This window comes from Biformimicrobium ophioploci, from assembly GCF_030270605.1.
GTDB classification, from domain to species: domain Bacteria; phylum Pseudomonadota; class Gammaproteobacteria; order Pseudomonadales; family Cellvibrionaceae; genus Biformimicrobium; species Biformimicrobium ophioploci.
On the sequence record NZ_BSYJ01000003.1, the window covers coordinates 108,066 to 123,256 of the forward strand.

Consider the following 15,191-nt stretch of genomic DNA (forward strand, 5'->3'; position numbering starts at 1 on the left):
AGCCCAAGTCTAATTGGTGAGCGGGTGCCCCTGTCACGTGCAGAAGCAGGGGCATCCGAACCCTGCTATTTGTTCAAAACATTGCGAACGATTTCATTTACCATTGATTTGTCGGGAACTTCAAGGAAGTTTTTCGCTAAAAATTCCGGCTTCGGATAAGTGTAATAGCCCTCACCGCCGAGCATGCCCTGTTTTCCCTTGTCGAGGAAGTGGGTCTTGATGTAATCGGCGTTTTTTTTCATTTGTTCATCGTTATCGTGTTCGCCCCAGTGGTGCAGAATATCGTAACAAGTTTTCATGCCGATGATATCCATCATGCCGCAAGGCCCAAATTTGGTTCCGCGGTTGACGATCATAAACGTCCGGTCGATTTCTTCTGGCCTGGATACGCCATTTGTAATCAGGCTTTGGGAGGAATTTAGCAGGGCAACCAACCAGGTGTTGAGCACGTAGCCGTTTTTTTCCTTCAGTACTGGTATTGGTACCATACCGATTTCTATCGCGAACTCGGTGATTATTCGTACCGTTTCCTCTGATGTATCTGGATGAACCATGATTTCTGCAAGATTGCTGATCCAGATTAGGTTGGCAAAATGCAATGCGCAGAATCGGTCTGGACGACCTGTATGCTGTGCAAATTCCGACGGTAGCAGGGTCGAGGAATTTGTCGCCACGATCGTGTGATCGGGCAGATATTTCGCAAGCTTCTCGTAGAGATCGATCTTGATTTTGGGTATTTCCGGGACCGCTTCAATAACGATATCGGCAGAATCGCCAGCATCCTGAAGGTCAGTGGTATAAATGATTCTTCGTCGTGTTTTTTCGATGTCTGAGTTCGAAGCGCCCAGATCCTTAATATATTGCTGTGCGTAGTTCGCGTGTGTCTTGCGGCAGCGTTCAAGGGATTCCTCGGAAATATCATAAATGGTTACATTTTTGCCCTTGAAGGCGCTGTGCCAGCCGATCTGCCCGCCGAGAACGCCGGCGCCGAGTACGCTTAGTTGCTGTGTGGATTGAGTCATCTTAGGACCTTTGTGAATTAGGCTGATCCAGCAGTGCTGTCTTGGCTCTGCGCTGGTCTGGAGGTCGTGATACCCAGGCGGATCTCTGGTCACATGCCTTCATTGGCACCAGAGGCTGAGTGATTAGTGGTATCAGGATAGGCGATCCGGTTTCTAGTTGCAGAATGCCGTGCCAGCACATCTATCTGTTATTCGTGCGGGCCTTATGACCGGCTATTCCAAATAACAGTCTAATCTTTGTGGAAAGTCACGCCAGAGCGCCTAACCTTTCTGTTATTCCGATTGTGGGAATTGTGCAACCGCGGGGTGCGGAAAATGACTGGAATTTTAGACTTAGTAACGAAGAACCTGACCTCTGACGCTGTTGGCCAGCTCGGCAAGCTGGCGGGCATTGGGGGTAGTGAAACCAAGACCGCACTGGGGAGTGCAATACCAGCAATTCTCCACCAGATGACGCGTGCCGGTGAAACAGAGCGCGGTGCCAAGGCCTTTGGATCTGCACTCGACGATGCCAGCAGTGGCGGGATTGGTGACTGGATGTCGATGCTGACGGGCAACTCGGACAACCTCCTGAAAATGGGGGCGAACGTGCTGGGCAGTATTCTCGGTGGTGAACGCCAGACATCAGGGCTGGTGAATGTCCTGAGCCAGTTCCTGGGGCTTGAAAAGTCGGGCATGGGTAAATTGGTTGCAGCTTGCGCACCGATGATCATCAATGTGCTTGCGGGACACCGCCGCAAGGCGGGGCTGGATAACGCGGGCATGTTGTCGTTGATGAGTTCGCAGAAAAGCGAGTTTGATAACGCGATGCCGACAGGCCTGTTAAGCCAGATCAACAAGGTCGTGCAGTTCGCTGATCGCTCGGCGGAAAATGTGGAGCGTGCTGTGGAGCAGCCTGAGCGCCGAGGCGGCATCCCCTGGTGGGGCTGGGCGGCTGCGCTGGCCGGTATTGGTTTACTGTTTTTCGGTTCCGGTGACAGAAATGCGCCAGAAGTGGCCGACGTGCAACCGCGCGATGAGGTCAACCAGACGGCGGTGGCACCGGAGCCGGAAGTCTCTTCCGAGATGGCAACCAGCGCCCAGCCGGGCATGCAGCCCGGTGAGCGTGCCACTTTCAACGATGTAATGTCGACTGCATCCAAAGCCGCCATGGAAGCGCAGGCGGGTAATATCGAGGAATGCATCGAGCACATGCACGAAGCCAACAAGAAGCTCTCTTCTGCCATGGAGAACATGGACCCCAATGAGCTGCAGGCTCGCACTGAAGAGGTCAAAGCTTTTGTTGCAAAACTGAGAAGCATAGAGGCGGAAATTGAAAGCTCTCCTGAGGGCAATCCCGCTTTGTGCCATGAAATTGCCACCTTCCGCAGTCAGCTGCAGGAGCGTTTCGGCATCACTGAATAGATCTGCAGAGCAGGTCAGTTTGAGAGAGCCCGCATCAGCGGGCTTTTTCATGACTGTGTCCCGCGCAGAGTCATGCTGTTACCTGTGCACACAGCGGCGAAATATAATGTCTGTAGCGCTTCTGTGTGAAGTGAAACTTTTTTGTAGCGGCGGCAATCTGGAGGGGACTATGGCTAATAAAAAATTGATCGATTACCTCGAGCAAAATCATGTGCACTATGAATCCCGGCACCATGATGACTCGTCTACGGCATTGGAAACCGCGCGCAAGGCCCATGTTCCTAGTCATGAGCTTGCGAAAACTGTACTGGTAAATGTGGATGGTGAGCTGGCCATGGCTGTGCTACCGGCAGACGAGCGTATAGACCTGGAAAAAGTCAGACAGACAGCACGTGCGCGCCGGGTCACGCTAGCCACCGAATCTGCCTTTGAAGAGCGTTTCGATGACTGTGAAGTGGGTGCCATGTCCCCGTTTGGCAACCTGTACGGTATGGATGTCTATGCCAGTGATCACCTGGCTGAGGATGCGCAGATTGCTTTCAGTGGCGGTACGCATCACGAGGTGATCCAGCTCGCCTACCGGGATTTCGAGCGACTGGTGCACCCGAAAATTGTGGCGTCCTGAACCGATTCGACGTTTGAAAGCATAGTTGGAGGAAAAGAGCCCGCGATAGCGGGCTCTTTTCGTGAGCTCTCTGTTATCGGATGTTATTGCACTCTTTCCCTAAGGGGTACAGGATTAGGATCCAGACAGCCAGCTGAAGAAAGAAATAATAATGAACCAGACGACATCGGTAAGTGCGGTATCCCTGGAAAGCACCGGAGAGAATGAAGAAACGGTTTCAGTTTTGAAATCACGCCTTCCATCGATCGACTTCGCTCGCGGCCTGGTGATGGTCATCATGGCGCTCGACCATGTGCGGGATTACCTATCCAGCGCTCGATATGGCCTTGTCGGTTTTGCCGAGGCTGATGGTGCTTACTTTTTTACACGCTGGATAACACATTTCTGTGCCCCTCTTTTCGTGTTGCTGGCGGGAATTAGTGTCGGACTTATGCATGCAAGCCGAACACCCAGAGAACTCAGTATGTTCCTGCTTACAAGAGGCATCTGGTTGATCCTGATAGAACAGACCGTAATGGTGTTTGGTTGGTCATTTGGCGGAGGCCAGGGTTACGCGTTGTTGCTGGGTACTCTTTCTATGATTGGCTTTTGCATGCTTAGCATGGCTGCATTTATCTGGTTGCCGAAGCGTCTGCTATTGGTGATGTCCCTGCTGATGATATTTGGCCACAATCTCCTCGATGGAGTACTACCGATGGAGGCCGCAGCAGCTCAAGGTAATGTACCGGTCTGGTATGCTCTGCACGAGGATTTTTTCACTTTTTCCCTGGGTGTACCTATGGCGGTTGTTTACCCTCTGATTCCTTGGGTTGCAGTCATGCCGCTCGGTTACCTATTGGCTGACTTGTACAGCGGCCCTGAACTAGAGCGTCGACGCACGCTGGTCCTCGCAGGCGCTGCCTGTGTGGCCCTCTTCTTCGTCCTGCGGGGTTTCAACCTCTACGGTGATCCTGAACTCTGGTCGACTCAGGAGAGCCTCAGTCTCACTCTGGTGTCATTTTTTAATGTGGAAAAGTACCCACCATCTCTGTTATTTCTGCTGATGACCCTTGGGCCCGGCTTACTGCTTATGGCGTTTTCGGAAAGGTTGCGAGGGCCGCTCGTTAAGGTGATTACAACCTTCGGCAAGGTGCCATTTGCTTATTACATCCTGCATATTTACCTCGCGCATTTGCTGGCACTTGCGCTTGCGGAGTGGCAGGGCGCTGGCTGGCGCGCGGCAGCTGTAGGCTGGTGGGAGTTTCCGGAGGGATTTGGAGTATCCCTGCCACTGGTCTACCTGGCCTGGATTCTGGTGGTTGCTTTGCTGTACCCATTCTGTCGCTGGCTTGCTGCAGTAAAAGCCCGCCGTCGCGATTGGTGGCTCAGCTACTTGTAGGTTTGGTGGCTTGTAGGTTTGTTGGTGTTCGAATCAGGGATGGAGGTAACAGTAGCCTTAAGATTGCATTCCCCCGTGCAACAACCTAGTCTGCGTCGATCAATTGGAGAGTTCGAAGATGGACGCAGTTCGGGCACGGGGCATACTGGCCGGTGTAATCCTCATATCGCTGGTCAGCACGGCCGGCATCGCACTGCCGTATCCGATTCTCTCCCCATTATTCCTGACCGGCGAGCCGACACCGCTCACTAATTATCTTGGCCTGCCCCCCAAGCTGTTACTCGGTATCCTTCTGGCGCTGTACCCGCTCGGTATGCTGGTGGGTGGCTCCATTATCGGTGCTTTGTCGGACCGTTACGGGCGCCGGCGTACCCTTTCGATCACGTTGGGGTTGGCGGCATTGGGATATGTGGCAACCGCCCTTGCTGTGGTTCAGGAAAGCTTTCCGCTGTTTGCGCTGGCACGGCTGGTTACAGGGTTCTGCGAGGGTAATATCGCGGTTGCCCGGGCTGTTGCACTGGACCTGCACCCGCATGTGTCGCGCGAGCGCGCAATGGCACTGGTTTATGCGGCGAGTTACGCGGGCTGGCTGATAGGCCCGCTGACTGGTGGCTATCTGGCTCCGCTGGGAATCGACACAGTGTTTTACGTGGCGGCCACTGCCATGGCGCTGAGCATGGTGGTTATTGTGGTGGTGCTGCCGCGTGATCGGGTCGCTGCGGGTGCAGGCGCGGCACCGCCGAAGCGGCTATGGGACGCGATGCGCGAAGACAACTCTGTGCACCTGCTGCGGGAACCGGCCATCGCACGCATGATGGGGTATCACTTCCTGTTTACCCTGGGGCTCAACACCTTCTACGAGATGTATCCGTTGTGGCTGGTAGAAGCGCAGGGGCAGGGCAGCCTGGAAATCGCCTGGACAACAGTGGTGGTTACCGCCTTTATGATTGGTACCAGCGCACTGGTGGTAACGCCGGTGGCGCGGAGTATCGGCGGCGAACGGGTGGTTGTCTGGTTTACGGTTTTGCTGGGTTTACTGCTATTGATGTCCCCACTGATTGAAGGCGTGGGCCTGTATGTCGGCTTTGCCTGCGTGGGTGTTGCGATCGCCTTTGTGAATGGTGCCTTTCCCAGTTTGATGTCGGCCCGCTTCGGTGAGCGAGGCGAGGGGCGTGTCATGGGGCTGCTGGTCACTTCTTTCTGTCTCGCCAACGTATTGATGGCACTGGGCGGGAGCCTGCTGGCAATGTTGAATATCCACTGGCCTATGTTACTGGCGGGTGTGCTTTGCCTGCTAGCCGCTGGCTGGTTTGTATGGGTACAAAAGCACGCTGCAGGAGCCGCGGTAGAGTGAATATTTTTGAGGCTAAATGTCACTGTTACTGGGCCCGGCTTCGGGGCAGAATGGCTGCATAACGACAAGGAGGAGAATATGGGTTCCGTTTACGATTTCAGTGCCAAGACCATTTCCGGCGAAGAGCAGTCCATGCGTGATTTCGAGGGCAAGGTCTTGCTCATCGTCAACACTGCGTCCAAATGTGGCTTTACCCCCCAGTACAAGGGTCTGGAAGCCCTGTACGAGAAGTACCGCGAACAGGGTTTTGAGGTGCTCGGGTTCCCCTGCAACCAGTTCGGCCAGCAGGAGCCGGGTGGCGAAGAGGAGATCCAGCAGTTCTGCGAGCTGAACTTCGGCGTATCCTTTCCGATGTTCGAGAAGGTGGACGTCAACGGTAAGGATGCCCATCCGCTGTTCGAGCACCTGAAAGAGAAGGGCCCGGGTATCCTCGGCAGCCGGGCTATCAAGTGGAACTTCACCAAGTTCCTTGTGGGCCGCGATGGCGAGGTGATCCAGCGCTACGCGCCCAAGGACAAGCCGGAAAACCTGACGGCGGCCGTAGAGGCGCAGCTGTAACCAGTTCCTGCTCCCGAAATCTTGCTCCCGGCTGGCGGAATTAAGGACAATTTTGCTCCACCGCCAGCCTCTGGGAGAGAAAACCACTTTCTTGCCGCAGGGAGCCTGTAGCCTGTTGCGGCGCTTTGTGCACAGCCGATATAGTCGGGCGTTTATGTCTCCAAAATAGTCTAACGATAAGAGTTAAAAGGGATCCGGGCGATGAGCGACGCTGCCACCCAGAAAGACAAGCTGGTTATTTTTGATACAACCCTGCGCGACGGTGAGCAGAGCCCCGGCGCCTCCATGACCCGCGAGGAAAAGATCCGCATTGCCAAGATGCTGGAGAAGATGCGTGTCGACGTGATCGAGGCAGGCTTTGCCATTGCCAGCCCCGGCGACTTCGAGTCGGTGCGTTCCGTCGCGGAGGTGATCAAGGATTCCACCGTCTGCTCCCTGGCCCGAGCGGTCAAAGCCGATATCGAGCGTGCCGGTGAGGCCATCAAGCCGGCCAATTCCGGCCGTATTCACACCTTTATTGCCACCAGCCCAATCCACATGCAGTACAAGCTGCAGATGGAGCCGGAAAAGGTGCTCGAGCAGGCGGTCAATGCGGTCAAGATGGCACGCAACTTCACTGATAACGTGGAGTTCTCCTGTGAAGATGCCAGTCGCTCGGAGTTCGACTTCCTGTGCCGTATTATCGAGGCCGTCATCGACGCCGGTGCTGGCACGATCAACCTGCCGGATACCGTCGGTTACGGCGAGCCGGGCGAGTTTGGGGCCATGTTCGGGAGCCTGATCAAGGCGATCCCGAATTCCGACAAGGCGATCTTCTCCGCCCACTGCCACAACGATCTTGGCCTGGCGGTGGCCAACTCCCTGTCCGCCGTGATGCACGGTGCTCGCCAGGTCGAGTGCACCATCAATGGCCTGGGTGAGCGCGCCGGCAATGCGTCGCTGGAGGAAATCGTGATGGCGGTGAAGACCCGCCACGACCTGATGCCTGTGACCACCAATATCGACCCGGTACATATCGTGCCCACCTCGCGCCTGGTGTCCTCCATTACCGGTTTCCCGGTGCAGCCGAACAAGGCCATCGTGGGTGCCAATGCCTTCGCGCATGAATCCGGTATCCACCAGGATGGCGTGCTCAAGTTCCGTGAGACCTATGAGATCATGAAGGCCGAGGATGTGGGCTGGAACACCAACAAGCTGGTGCTCGGCAAGCACTCCGGCCGTGCGGCGGTCAAGGCGCGCTTCGAGGAGCTGGGCATTACCTTTGACAGCCAGGAAGCGCTGAATGAGGCGTTCGGCCGCTTCAAGGCGCTGGCAGACAAGAAGCACGAGATTTTTGACGAGGATCTGCAGGCGCTGGTCGGTGACAGCACCCACGAGGTGAAGGAAAAGTTCAGCCTTGTCGGCCTCGAAGTGATCAGCAAGACCGGTGCTCGCCCGAGCGCGACCCTGGACCTGGTAATTGAGGACGCTGCCGTCAAGGCCCACGCCGAGGGCAGTGGCCCCGTGGATGCGACCTTCAAGGCGATCGAGTCCGTGGTCAACAGCGGTTCCGAGCTGAAGCTCTACTCCGTCAATGCGGTAACCGAAGGCACTGACTCCCTCGGTGACGTGACGGTGCGCCTGGAGCGCGGCGGTCATCTGGTCAACGGCGTGGGTTCGGATACCGATGTGGTGGTGGCCTCTGCCAAGGCCTACCTGGATGCACTGAACCTGCTGGAATCCGGCGTGGCCGCGGAAGCCAAAGAAGGCGTCTGAATTTCAGTGCCCTTATAGCGACAGAGACTGTTATTGATGAACGAACTGCGTAGAGCGGAATATCTGAATGCACTCGGCGTGGCGAGCTATATGCCGCGCCGGCTGCTGCCGCTCGCGCCCAAGCCGCGATTGGCCCAGTTACCTGTCGAGAAACGGCCGGAGGCCAGGCAGGAGCCACAAGTGGCGCCTGGGGTGCAGCTCGGGCAGGTCGAACAGGCTTCGTCACCTGCGCAGGTGGCTTCCGTTATCGATCGCATCGAGGTCGCTGTCGATGGCACTGTCGATAGCGCACGGCAGGCACCGCGCGCGCCGGTTGTGGAGGCTGCGGCTGTAGCACCCACAGCACAGCAGGCAGCGGAGCCGTTCGTGCTGAATTGCTGGTGGATGGGCGAGCAGCTGCTGGCCATCGACAGCCACGCGCCGGGTGTCGCCCTGCCACTGGAAAAACTGTTTGCGAATATGGTGTGCGCGCTGGAATGGCACAAGCTGCCGTTGGCGCGCCATCGCCTGCAGTGGCCACTGGCCCAGGACCGCTTCTCGGCACAGGCCGGCGAAGACGATGCGCGCGAAATGTGCCTGTCCTGGCTGGAAGCCGTGGCTGAGAAACGCCCGACTGCGGAAATCTGGTTGATGGGCGATGCCGCCCGTCGCTTCTGTGCACCGGTGGAGTTGTCCGGCCCCACCGCAACCTGGACACAGAACGGTAACGAGGCCCGCGTTGTGGCCTTCCCGAGCCTGACTGAACTGTTGCAGGCGCCGGCGCGCAAGCGCGACGTCTGGCAGCTGATGCAGAAGCTCTACCTGCAGCCAGCCGGCTGATGGACCAATTCCCCTCCCTCGATTTGCGCAGGGCAGTAGTGGCGGACGCTGTCGCCATGGCTACTGTGGCCGCGCAGGTCAACTCTCATCCCTGGTCCGAAAAACTTTACCGCGAAAGTATCGAGCAGGGGCACGCTTGCTGGGTGGTGTATGACGCAGGCGTGCTCGTCGCTGCCGCGGTGTTCCGCCAGATCTGCGATGAGGCGGAGTTGCTGGATGTGTTTGTGGCGCCGGCATGGCAGGGGCGGGGGCTGGCGACTGCGCTATTGCATACCCGCATTACGGCGCTACCGCTGGATGCGGAGCGGGTCTTTCTGGAAGTGCGCGCCTCGAACAGTGCCGCCATCGCGCTGTACAGCAAACTGGGTTTCGGCGAGGTGGGCCTGCGTCGTGGCTACTACCCGGCTAATCTCGCCGCAGGCGCTGATCCTGCCTCCACCGGCCGTGAAGATGCGATCCTGATGGCGCTGCTGCGCTGAATCGCCCCTCAAAATTTTATTATTGCTTGACCGGCCTTTTCTGCAGCTTGCGCTGCAGGGTGCGCCGGTGCATGCCGAGCGCCCGTGCCGTCGCAGAGATGTTGCCCTCGTTTTCCGCCAGCACCCGCTGGATATGTTCCCACTCAACCCGTCCCACGGAAGGTGGATTGTCGGGCAGCGGTGTCTGCACAAGCGCTTCTTCGGCCTCGGCTGCCGGCTGGCCGGCAAGTGCTGCAGCAACCGCCTCCCCGGTGGCCGGCTTGCACAGATAGTCGTTGGCACCCAGTTTGATCGCGGCAACGGCGGTGGACACGCTGGAATAGCCGGTAAGCATCAGGATGCGCGCGTGTGGATTGCGGGCGCGCAGTGGTTCGATCAGGTGCAGGCCGCTGTCATTGCCGATCTTCAGATCCAGCAGGGCGCAGTCAAAATCCTGCTGCGCGATCAGCGCCAGTGCAGCCTCTACAGAGGCCGCATCGGCAATCGCAAACCCCTGTCGCTCCAGCGCGCGCTTCATCAGGCGCAGCGCCGTCTCGTCGTCATCAACCAGGAGGCAGCGCGGTTCAGGCATGGAAAGCTCAGGCATGGACAGTTCAGGCATGCACAGCCTCCCCGGGTTGCTTGCCGGCCTCTACCTCCCAGCGGGAGAGTGGGAAGCGCATCTCCGCCAGGCTGCCCTTCGGCCTGCCTTCTTCGGTTGCGCACTCCCTGAGATCCAGCTCGCCATCAAACTGCTCCAGCGCCTTGCGCGAGAGTAGTAGGCCAATGCCCATACCGGGCCTTTCGCGACTTTTATTGCCTGTACTCTGCTCTTCCCCGTCCATGCCGGCAGACAGGCCCCCGCCAAAGTCGCGCACACTGATGACTGCGCCAGAGGCGTTCCAGCATGCGCGGATCTCAATGGGGTGACTGCTGCCGGTATCTGCGGCGTTATTCAGCAAGTTGGTGAGTGTTTGCTCCAGCGCGAGTGGGAGCTGGTAACAGCTTTCCGGGTTGCCGAGCAGACAGGTGTTGTAACGCACTTCCGGACGCAGCAGTTGCCACTGATCCAGTAGTTTCTGCAGCCATTCGGGCAGTGTCTTCGCATCACCCTGGCAAGGGTTTACGGCGCGTTGCTTCAGGTCCGCTAGCGTGCGGTTGCACTGGGTTATCTGTTTGCGCAGCAGCTGCAGGTCCTCGCGGCGGGCATCTGCATCCATGTCCTCGCGCTGCAGCTCATCTGCGATCATCTGCATATTGTGCAGCGGCGTGGCGAGTTCGTGCGCGGCGCCGGCCGCAAGTGTGGCGATGGAAAGGAACTGGTCGTTGCGGTCGCGTTCGGCCTGCAGCTGGGCGAGGCGGCGGTCCCGGCGGCGCAGTGCCACGTTCATTTCACTGACGAACAGGGCCACCAGGATTGCGGTAAGGGAAAAGGTCGCCCACATGCCCAGCAGGTGCTGCTGGAAGCCGCTGCCGTGGTGCGCATGGGCACCGCCGGAGGATGGCAGCAGGGCGGTGTAGCTGGCAATGGCCAGCGCGGCGATGCCCCATACAAAACGTCGCGGCAGCGTCGCGGCGGCAATCAGTAAGGGGACAAGGTAATAGGCTACAAATGGGTTGGCCGCACCACCACTGGCCATCAACAGCGGTGTCAGCCAGAGCCAGTCTGCAAGCAGGTGCGCACAGAAGCCCCAGTTGCTGACCGGTTGTTTTTTTAGCGAACGCCAGGCGCTGGTGACGGTGGCGATGGCACCGAGTGCCAGATAGAGGGCCAGGTTCAGGCCCAGCGAGGCAACGTCCGACTGCGCCAGATAGATGCCGGTCAGCGCCAGGCTGGTGAGCGTGATGGCACGCAGGGCCGCTAGTCGGCGCAGGTTACTGGTGTTGGGGCTGGTCAGCCCTGGGTCCGGGGCGGCCGGGCTGCCAATTTGCTGCTGCACAGGTTTACCTCCTGCCGCCTCTCGCGAATAAATCTGCAGCCATTGTACCGGACTGCGTCAGCCTCGGCTCGACCTGACTCGCTATCCGATCGTAGTTACCAGCTGGCGCTGAGCCCCAGCTGCCAGGTGCGACCAATGCCCGGAATGCGGCTGCCCTGTGCCACGGTCCCGTCCGCCGGGCGATAGATGCCTCCCAGGTGGTTGGCGTGGTCGCGGTCCAGCAGGTTTTCAATGCCGGCGCGCAGCTGCCAGTGCTCGCCGAGGCGATAGGCGGCGGACAGGTTCAGCAGGGCGTGGCCGGCGGTTTCCATTTCCGCGTTGATTTCGGAAACGCGGTCCTGCCGGGCGCGCGCAACCAGCTGCAGTTCAGCCTGCAGCGGCCCGCTCAGGTAACCGAGTTCGGTCACTGCCTCAAGCGGGGCCAGGCGGTACAGCGGCTCGTCCAGGCTGGTATTCTCGCCGTGGGCATAGGCCACGCGTGCATTGCCGTACCAGCGCTCGCCGAGCCGGGCCTGGTATTCCAGTTCGATCCCGCGGATGCGCGCATCGGTGTTGTCGAACTGCAGCGGCGCCTTGCCGCTCATCATGGTGCCGACCATGTTGGCCATCATATTCCCGCTGAGCGGAGTGCCCTGGATGTAATCGGTGATGTCCCGCACCCAGGCGCTGGCATAAAGTTGCCATTCAGCCTGCTGCCAGCTGATCCCGGCAAGCAGTTCATCCTGGCGCTCCTTGTTAAGGCTCGTATTGCCGATATAGGTATAACCGTCACCGAGGCCGCCGGTGGCTTCCATCGGCAACCACAGGAAACTCTCCTGGTAGCTCGGTGCGCGCTCCTTGTGGGCTGCGCCAAGGGTCAGGCTGACTTGCTCGGTGAGCGGCAGGTTCACCTGGGCCACGCTGTCGACTAGGTTGTGATCCAGCGCGCGCTTGCTGTTGTTGAACTGCACCGCCAGCATATTCACGGCACCCTGCATGTCCATCATGCCGTTCATGCCGCCGTTCATCCCGTCCATGCCGCCATTCATGCCACCTTTCATCATCATCGGCATATTGGCGCTGACGTTGCCGGCAGACAGGTCGACGTTGCTGGCGCGCAGGCCCAGCTGCCATTCGGCCTTGCCGATCACCGGGGTGTACTCAACGAACACGCTTTCGCGCTCGCGCTGTACGTCGCTGAAGTTGTTGACGAAGAACATCGGGTTGTTGGGGTTGCTGACCACGGCACTGTGGTCTTCGCTGCGCATTTCGATACCGGCCTGCCACGCATCTTTCTGCCAGCCGAGGCCGAGCAGGCTCATGTCGCCATCGGCATCAGTGCTGCGGTGACGCATCGGGTTGCTGTTGCTGCGTAGCTGGAAGTTGTCCATACGGTGGAACACCTCCTGGCCGGCGGCACGCAGGCTGAATTCGCCGAGTGCGGTCTGGTATTTGCCCTGCAGCTGCCAGCGGTCGCTGTCGATGACGATGATGTCCATCGGCAGTGCCGGTGTACCGGTTTCCCCGGTTTCCAGTGAGCCGACGCTGGCCGTGAAGGAAAACGCACCGATACTGGCGCCGCCAACCAGTTCCGCGATATCCCGCTTGAAACGGGTGGCCTGCAGATCAGAGGTGCGGTAGTCACCGGCAGCTGGCAAGTCATCGGCGGAAGCGCTGTTGGCACGCAGGCCAAGGAAACCGTCGGTGCCACCGAAGCCGGCGCGCAGGGTAGTGGACTGGGCACTGGCGCTGCCGGCCTGGACAGTGGCCTGACCGCTCCAGCCGCTGTCACTGGCAGGCGCCCAGGTTTGCATGGAGGCCGCGCCACCTGGTGCTTCGGCGCCGGCGCTGACCGGGCTGATACCGCGATAGTGGCTGCTGGATTCGATAAATGGTGTACCGGCGTAGGACAGTGGGCTGTCCATGGCGTTGGGGCCGCCGGTGGCGGGGCTGATGCCATCGACGCTCAGCGATATGCGGTCGCCGCTCAGGCCGCGCATCTGCAGCACGCTGGTGAGTGGGCCGTTGCGGTTGGCGTTGACGCCGGCATGCCGGGTCAGCAGGGCGCTGGGATCGGCCGGGGTCGGTGATGGCAGGTCTGTCACATCGACCGTTTTCGCGGTTATTTTTTCACCTTCGACGGTGACTTCTTCAATCGCGCTCGCCGGGGCGGCACTTGCCTGGCTGATGGCGGTGGCGAGCAGGGCGGTGGCAAACATGGGATCCCTCCGAATACCGAAAATAGATATGGCACGAGCGATGGCAATCGTGCCCATAGTGCAGGTCTGTCATTCTATGTGGGCGCCTCTGCGCGGGGGATGCGTCCGATTGTCACACCTGTGCGGTGATCCGGTGCCAAAGCCTGCAGCGCGGCAATGGAGAGCGCGGTACAATGTGCGGCTTTGCGCATTATCTACCGGTTGAGGTTCAGCTTGTCCCCATCAAAGATCACGGTATCCCTGACTGAAGGCCCCGTCGCAGGGCATCTCTATCGCATGGCCATGCCCATGGTGTGGAGCATCCTGCTGATGATGTCCTTCAACGTGATCGACACCTGGTTCGTGTCCCGCCTCGGGGTGGCAGAACTGGCCGCCATGAGCTTTACCTTCCCGGTGGTCATGACCGTTTCGAGCCTTGCCATCGGCCTCGGCGCCGGTGTCTCTTCCGTGGTGGCCCGTGCGCAGGGCAGCGGCAATACCGACAAGGTGCGCCAGCTGGTCACCGACGGCAGCATCCTCGCTACTGCGCTGGGGGTGGCGATTACCATCATCGGCCTCGCCATTAACCGGCCGCTGTTCCAGGCTCTGGGCGCCAGCGACGAGACTATGCCGCTGATTCTCGATTACATGGTGATCTGGTTTATCGGCGCGCCGCTGGTGATTGCGCCGATGGTGGCGCTGTCTTCGTTGCGTGCCCTCGGCAACAGCATGATCACCGCCAAGATCATGGCAATCGGCTCTGTTATCAATATTGTATTGGACCCAATCCTGATCTTTGGCCTGCTGGGCGCACCGCGACTGGAGCTGCAGGGGGCGGCAATGGCGACAGTGGCGGCGCGCCTGCTGACATTTGTAGCGGGGTACTACTACCTGAAAAAGGCCGGCGTACTGGCGCCGCCGACCCTGAATTTTTCACGCATGTGGGAATCCTGGAAAGGCATCTTGCATGTTGGCCTGCCGGCGGTGGCCACCAATATGATCATTCCCATCGCCGGCGGCGTGGTGGTGGCGCTGGTGGCGCAGCACGGCCGCGAGGCAGTGGCGGGTCTGGGTGTGGCCATGCGCATCGAACCGATTGCGCTGATTGTGTTCTACGCGCTCTCTTCCGTGGCCGGGCCCTTCTTCGGCCAGAATGCCAGTGCCGGCAAGGTTCACCGCCTGCACGAGACCCTGAATATCCTCACCCGCTTCTGCATCCTGCTGGGCCTGGGTCTTGCAGTGGCGCTGTTCTTCGGGGGCAGCTTCCTCGCCAGCTTCTTCAGCACCGAAGAACAGGTTCTTTACGTGGCGTCCGCATACCTCGCGGTGGTGCCACTCAGCTATGCCGGCTACGGCCTGCTGATGTCCATCAATGCGGCGTTCAACGGCCTCGGCAAACCGCTGCCGGCTACCGCGCTGTCCTTCCTGCGGGTAATGGGGTTGTACCTGCCGCTGGCACTGGTGGCCAATCACTTCTTTGGTATTCCGGGCCTGTTCGCGGCCACGTTCTTCTGCAACCTCGTCATGGGCCTGCTGGGCTGGTGGTGGTTGCGCCGGGCGATCCAGGCCGTTCCTGAGAAACCAGAATAGTCGGCGGGCCAGCGCGGCCCGTCAGGTTCGCCTCACCTGCTTTTAGTAGCGGCCGCTGTAAGTCACTGATTTAAAATTACCCCGTATTTGTTAAGCAGTACCAGTTCTGGT

Annotated in this window: 13 protein-coding genes; 9 read left to right on the forward strand and 4 right to left on the reverse strand. The window is 59.1% G+C overall.

Annotation, left to right across the window (positions count from 1 at the left end; translation table 11 throughout):
* Positions 1-65 precede the first annotated feature (65 nt).
* The gene (locus QSJ80_RS07205) at positions 66-1,115 is read right to left on the reverse strand and encodes a 3-hydroxyacyl-CoA dehydrogenase (RefSeq protein WP_285763754.1); all 1,050 of its coding nucleotides are present in this window, start codon (positions 1,113-1,115) and stop codon (positions 66-68) included.
* Between the two features lie 222 nt (positions 1,116-1,337).
* Here QSJ80_RS07205 and QSJ80_RS07210 point away from each other — a divergent pair, with 222 nt between their 5' ends.
* The 8 genes from QSJ80_RS07210 (at position 1,338) to rimI (ending at position 9,394) form a co-directional block, all read left to right on the forward strand.
* A complete protein-coding gene (locus QSJ80_RS07210; protein WP_285763755.1) occupies positions 1,338-2,426 on the forward strand; it encodes a DUF937 domain-containing protein in 1,089 nt (362 codons plus the stop codon).
* 169 nt (positions 2,427-2,595) lie between these two features.
* Positions 2,596-3,051, forward strand: a complete 456-nt coding sequence (locus QSJ80_RS07215) for an aminoacyl-tRNA deacylase (protein ID WP_285763756.1) — start codon at positions 2,596-2,598, stop codon at positions 3,049-3,051.
* 151 nt (positions 3,052-3,202) lie between these two features.
* Positions 3,203-4,429 (forward strand): acetyltransferase domain-containing protein, encoded by a 1,227-nt coding sequence (locus QSJ80_RS07220; protein ID WP_285763757.1) that lies wholly within the window; start codon positions 3,203-3,205, stop codon positions 4,427-4,429.
* Positions 4,430-4,547: 118 nt separating this feature from the next.
* A complete protein-coding gene (locus QSJ80_RS07225; RefSeq protein ID WP_285763758.1) occupies positions 4,548-5,783 on the forward strand; it encodes an MFS transporter in 1,236 nt (411 codons plus the stop codon).
* Between the two features lie 78 nt (positions 5,784-5,861).
* A complete protein-coding gene (locus QSJ80_RS07230) occupies positions 5,862-6,341 on the forward strand; it encodes a glutathione peroxidase (RefSeq protein ID WP_285763759.1) in 480 nt (159 codons plus the stop codon).
* A 201-nt stretch (positions 6,342-6,542) separates the two neighbouring features.
* Positions 6,543-8,096, forward strand: a complete 1,554-nt coding sequence (locus QSJ80_RS07235; RefSeq protein WP_285763760.1) for a 2-isopropylmalate synthase — start codon at positions 6,543-6,545, stop codon at positions 8,094-8,096.
* A 36-nt stretch (positions 8,097-8,132) separates the two neighbouring features.
* Positions 8,133-8,915 carry a hypothetical protein gene (locus QSJ80_RS07240; RefSeq protein WP_285763761.1) on the forward strand — a complete coding sequence of 261 codons (783 nt, stop codon included), beginning with the start codon at positions 8,133-8,135 and terminating at the stop codon, positions 8,913-8,915.
* Positions 8,915-9,394, forward strand: a complete 480-nt coding sequence (gene rimI, locus QSJ80_RS07245; protein WP_285763762.1) for a ribosomal protein S18-alanine N-acetyltransferase — start codon at positions 8,915-8,917, stop codon at positions 9,392-9,394. The genes QSJ80_RS07240 and rimI overlap by 1 nt, the downstream gene beginning before the upstream one ends.
* Positions 9,395-9,413: 19 nt before the next feature.
* Here the strand turns inward: rimI and QSJ80_RS07250 are convergent, their stop codons facing one another.
* The 3 genes from QSJ80_RS07250 to QSJ80_RS07260 form a co-directional block, all read right to left on the reverse strand.
* Positions 9,414-9,995 (reverse strand): response regulator transcription factor, encoded by a 582-nt coding sequence (locus tag QSJ80_RS07250; RefSeq protein ID WP_285763763.1) that lies wholly within the window; start codon positions 9,993-9,995, stop codon positions 9,414-9,416.
* Positions 9,988-11,313, reverse strand: coding sequence for an ATP-binding protein (locus QSJ80_RS07255; protein ID WP_285763764.1), 1,326 nt, complete (start codon positions 11,311-11,313; stop codon positions 9,988-9,990). Before QSJ80_RS07255 ends, QSJ80_RS07250 begins: the two co-directional genes overlap by 8 nt.
* A gap of 95 nt (positions 11,314-11,408) precedes the next feature.
* Positions 11,409-13,511 carry a TonB-dependent receptor domain-containing protein gene (locus QSJ80_RS07260; RefSeq protein ID WP_285763765.1) on the reverse strand — a complete coding sequence of 701 codons (2,103 nt, stop codon included), beginning with the start codon at positions 13,509-13,511 and terminating at the stop codon, positions 11,409-11,411.
* Between the two features lie 213 nt (positions 13,512-13,724).
* Between QSJ80_RS07260 and QSJ80_RS07265 the strand changes: the two genes are divergently transcribed.
* Entirely contained in the window at positions 13,725-15,080 is a 1,356-nt protein-coding gene (locus QSJ80_RS07265) for an MATE family efflux transporter (protein ID WP_285763766.1), read from the forward strand.
* The last annotated feature ends 111 nt before the right edge of the window (positions 15,081-15,191 follow it).

Bases quoted from the DNA above. Each gene is read 5' to 3' on its own strand.
- QSJ80_RS07210 (WP_285763755.1), top strand. From the start codon at position 1,338: ATGACTGGAATTTTAGACTTAGTAACGAAGAACCTGACCTCTGACGCT.
- QSJ80_RS07215 (WP_285763756.1), top strand. From the start codon at position 2,596: ATGGCTAATAAAAAATTGATCGATTACCTCGAGCAAAATCATGTGCAC.
- QSJ80_RS07220 (WP_285763757.1), top strand. From the start codon at position 3,203: ATGAACCAGACGACATCGGTAAGTGCGGTATCCCTGGAAAGCACCGGA.
- QSJ80_RS07225 (WP_285763758.1), top strand. From the start codon at position 4,548: ATGGACGCAGTTCGGGCACGGGGCATACTGGCCGGTGTAATCCTCATA.
- QSJ80_RS07230 (WP_285763759.1), top strand. From the start codon at position 5,862: ATGGGTTCCGTTTACGATTTCAGTGCCAAGACCATTTCCGGCGAAGAG.
- QSJ80_RS07235 (WP_285763760.1), top strand. From the start codon at position 6,543: ATGAGCGACGCTGCCACCCAGAAAGACAAGCTGGTTATTTTTGATACA.
- QSJ80_RS07240 (WP_285763761.1), top strand. From the start codon at position 8,133: ATGAACGAACTGCGTAGAGCGGAATATCTGAATGCACTCGGCGTGGCG.
- rimI (WP_285763762.1), top strand. From the start codon at position 8,915: ATGGACCAATTCCCCTCCCTCGATTTGCGCAGGGCAGTAGTGGCGGAC.
- QSJ80_RS07250 (WP_285763763.1), bottom strand. From the start codon at position 9,995: ATGCCTGAACTGTCCATGCCTGAGCTTTCCATGCCTGAACCGCGCTGC.
- QSJ80_RS07260 (WP_285763765.1), bottom strand. From the start codon at position 13,511: ATGTTTGCCACCGCCCTGCTCGCCACCGCCATCAGCCAGGCAAGTGCC.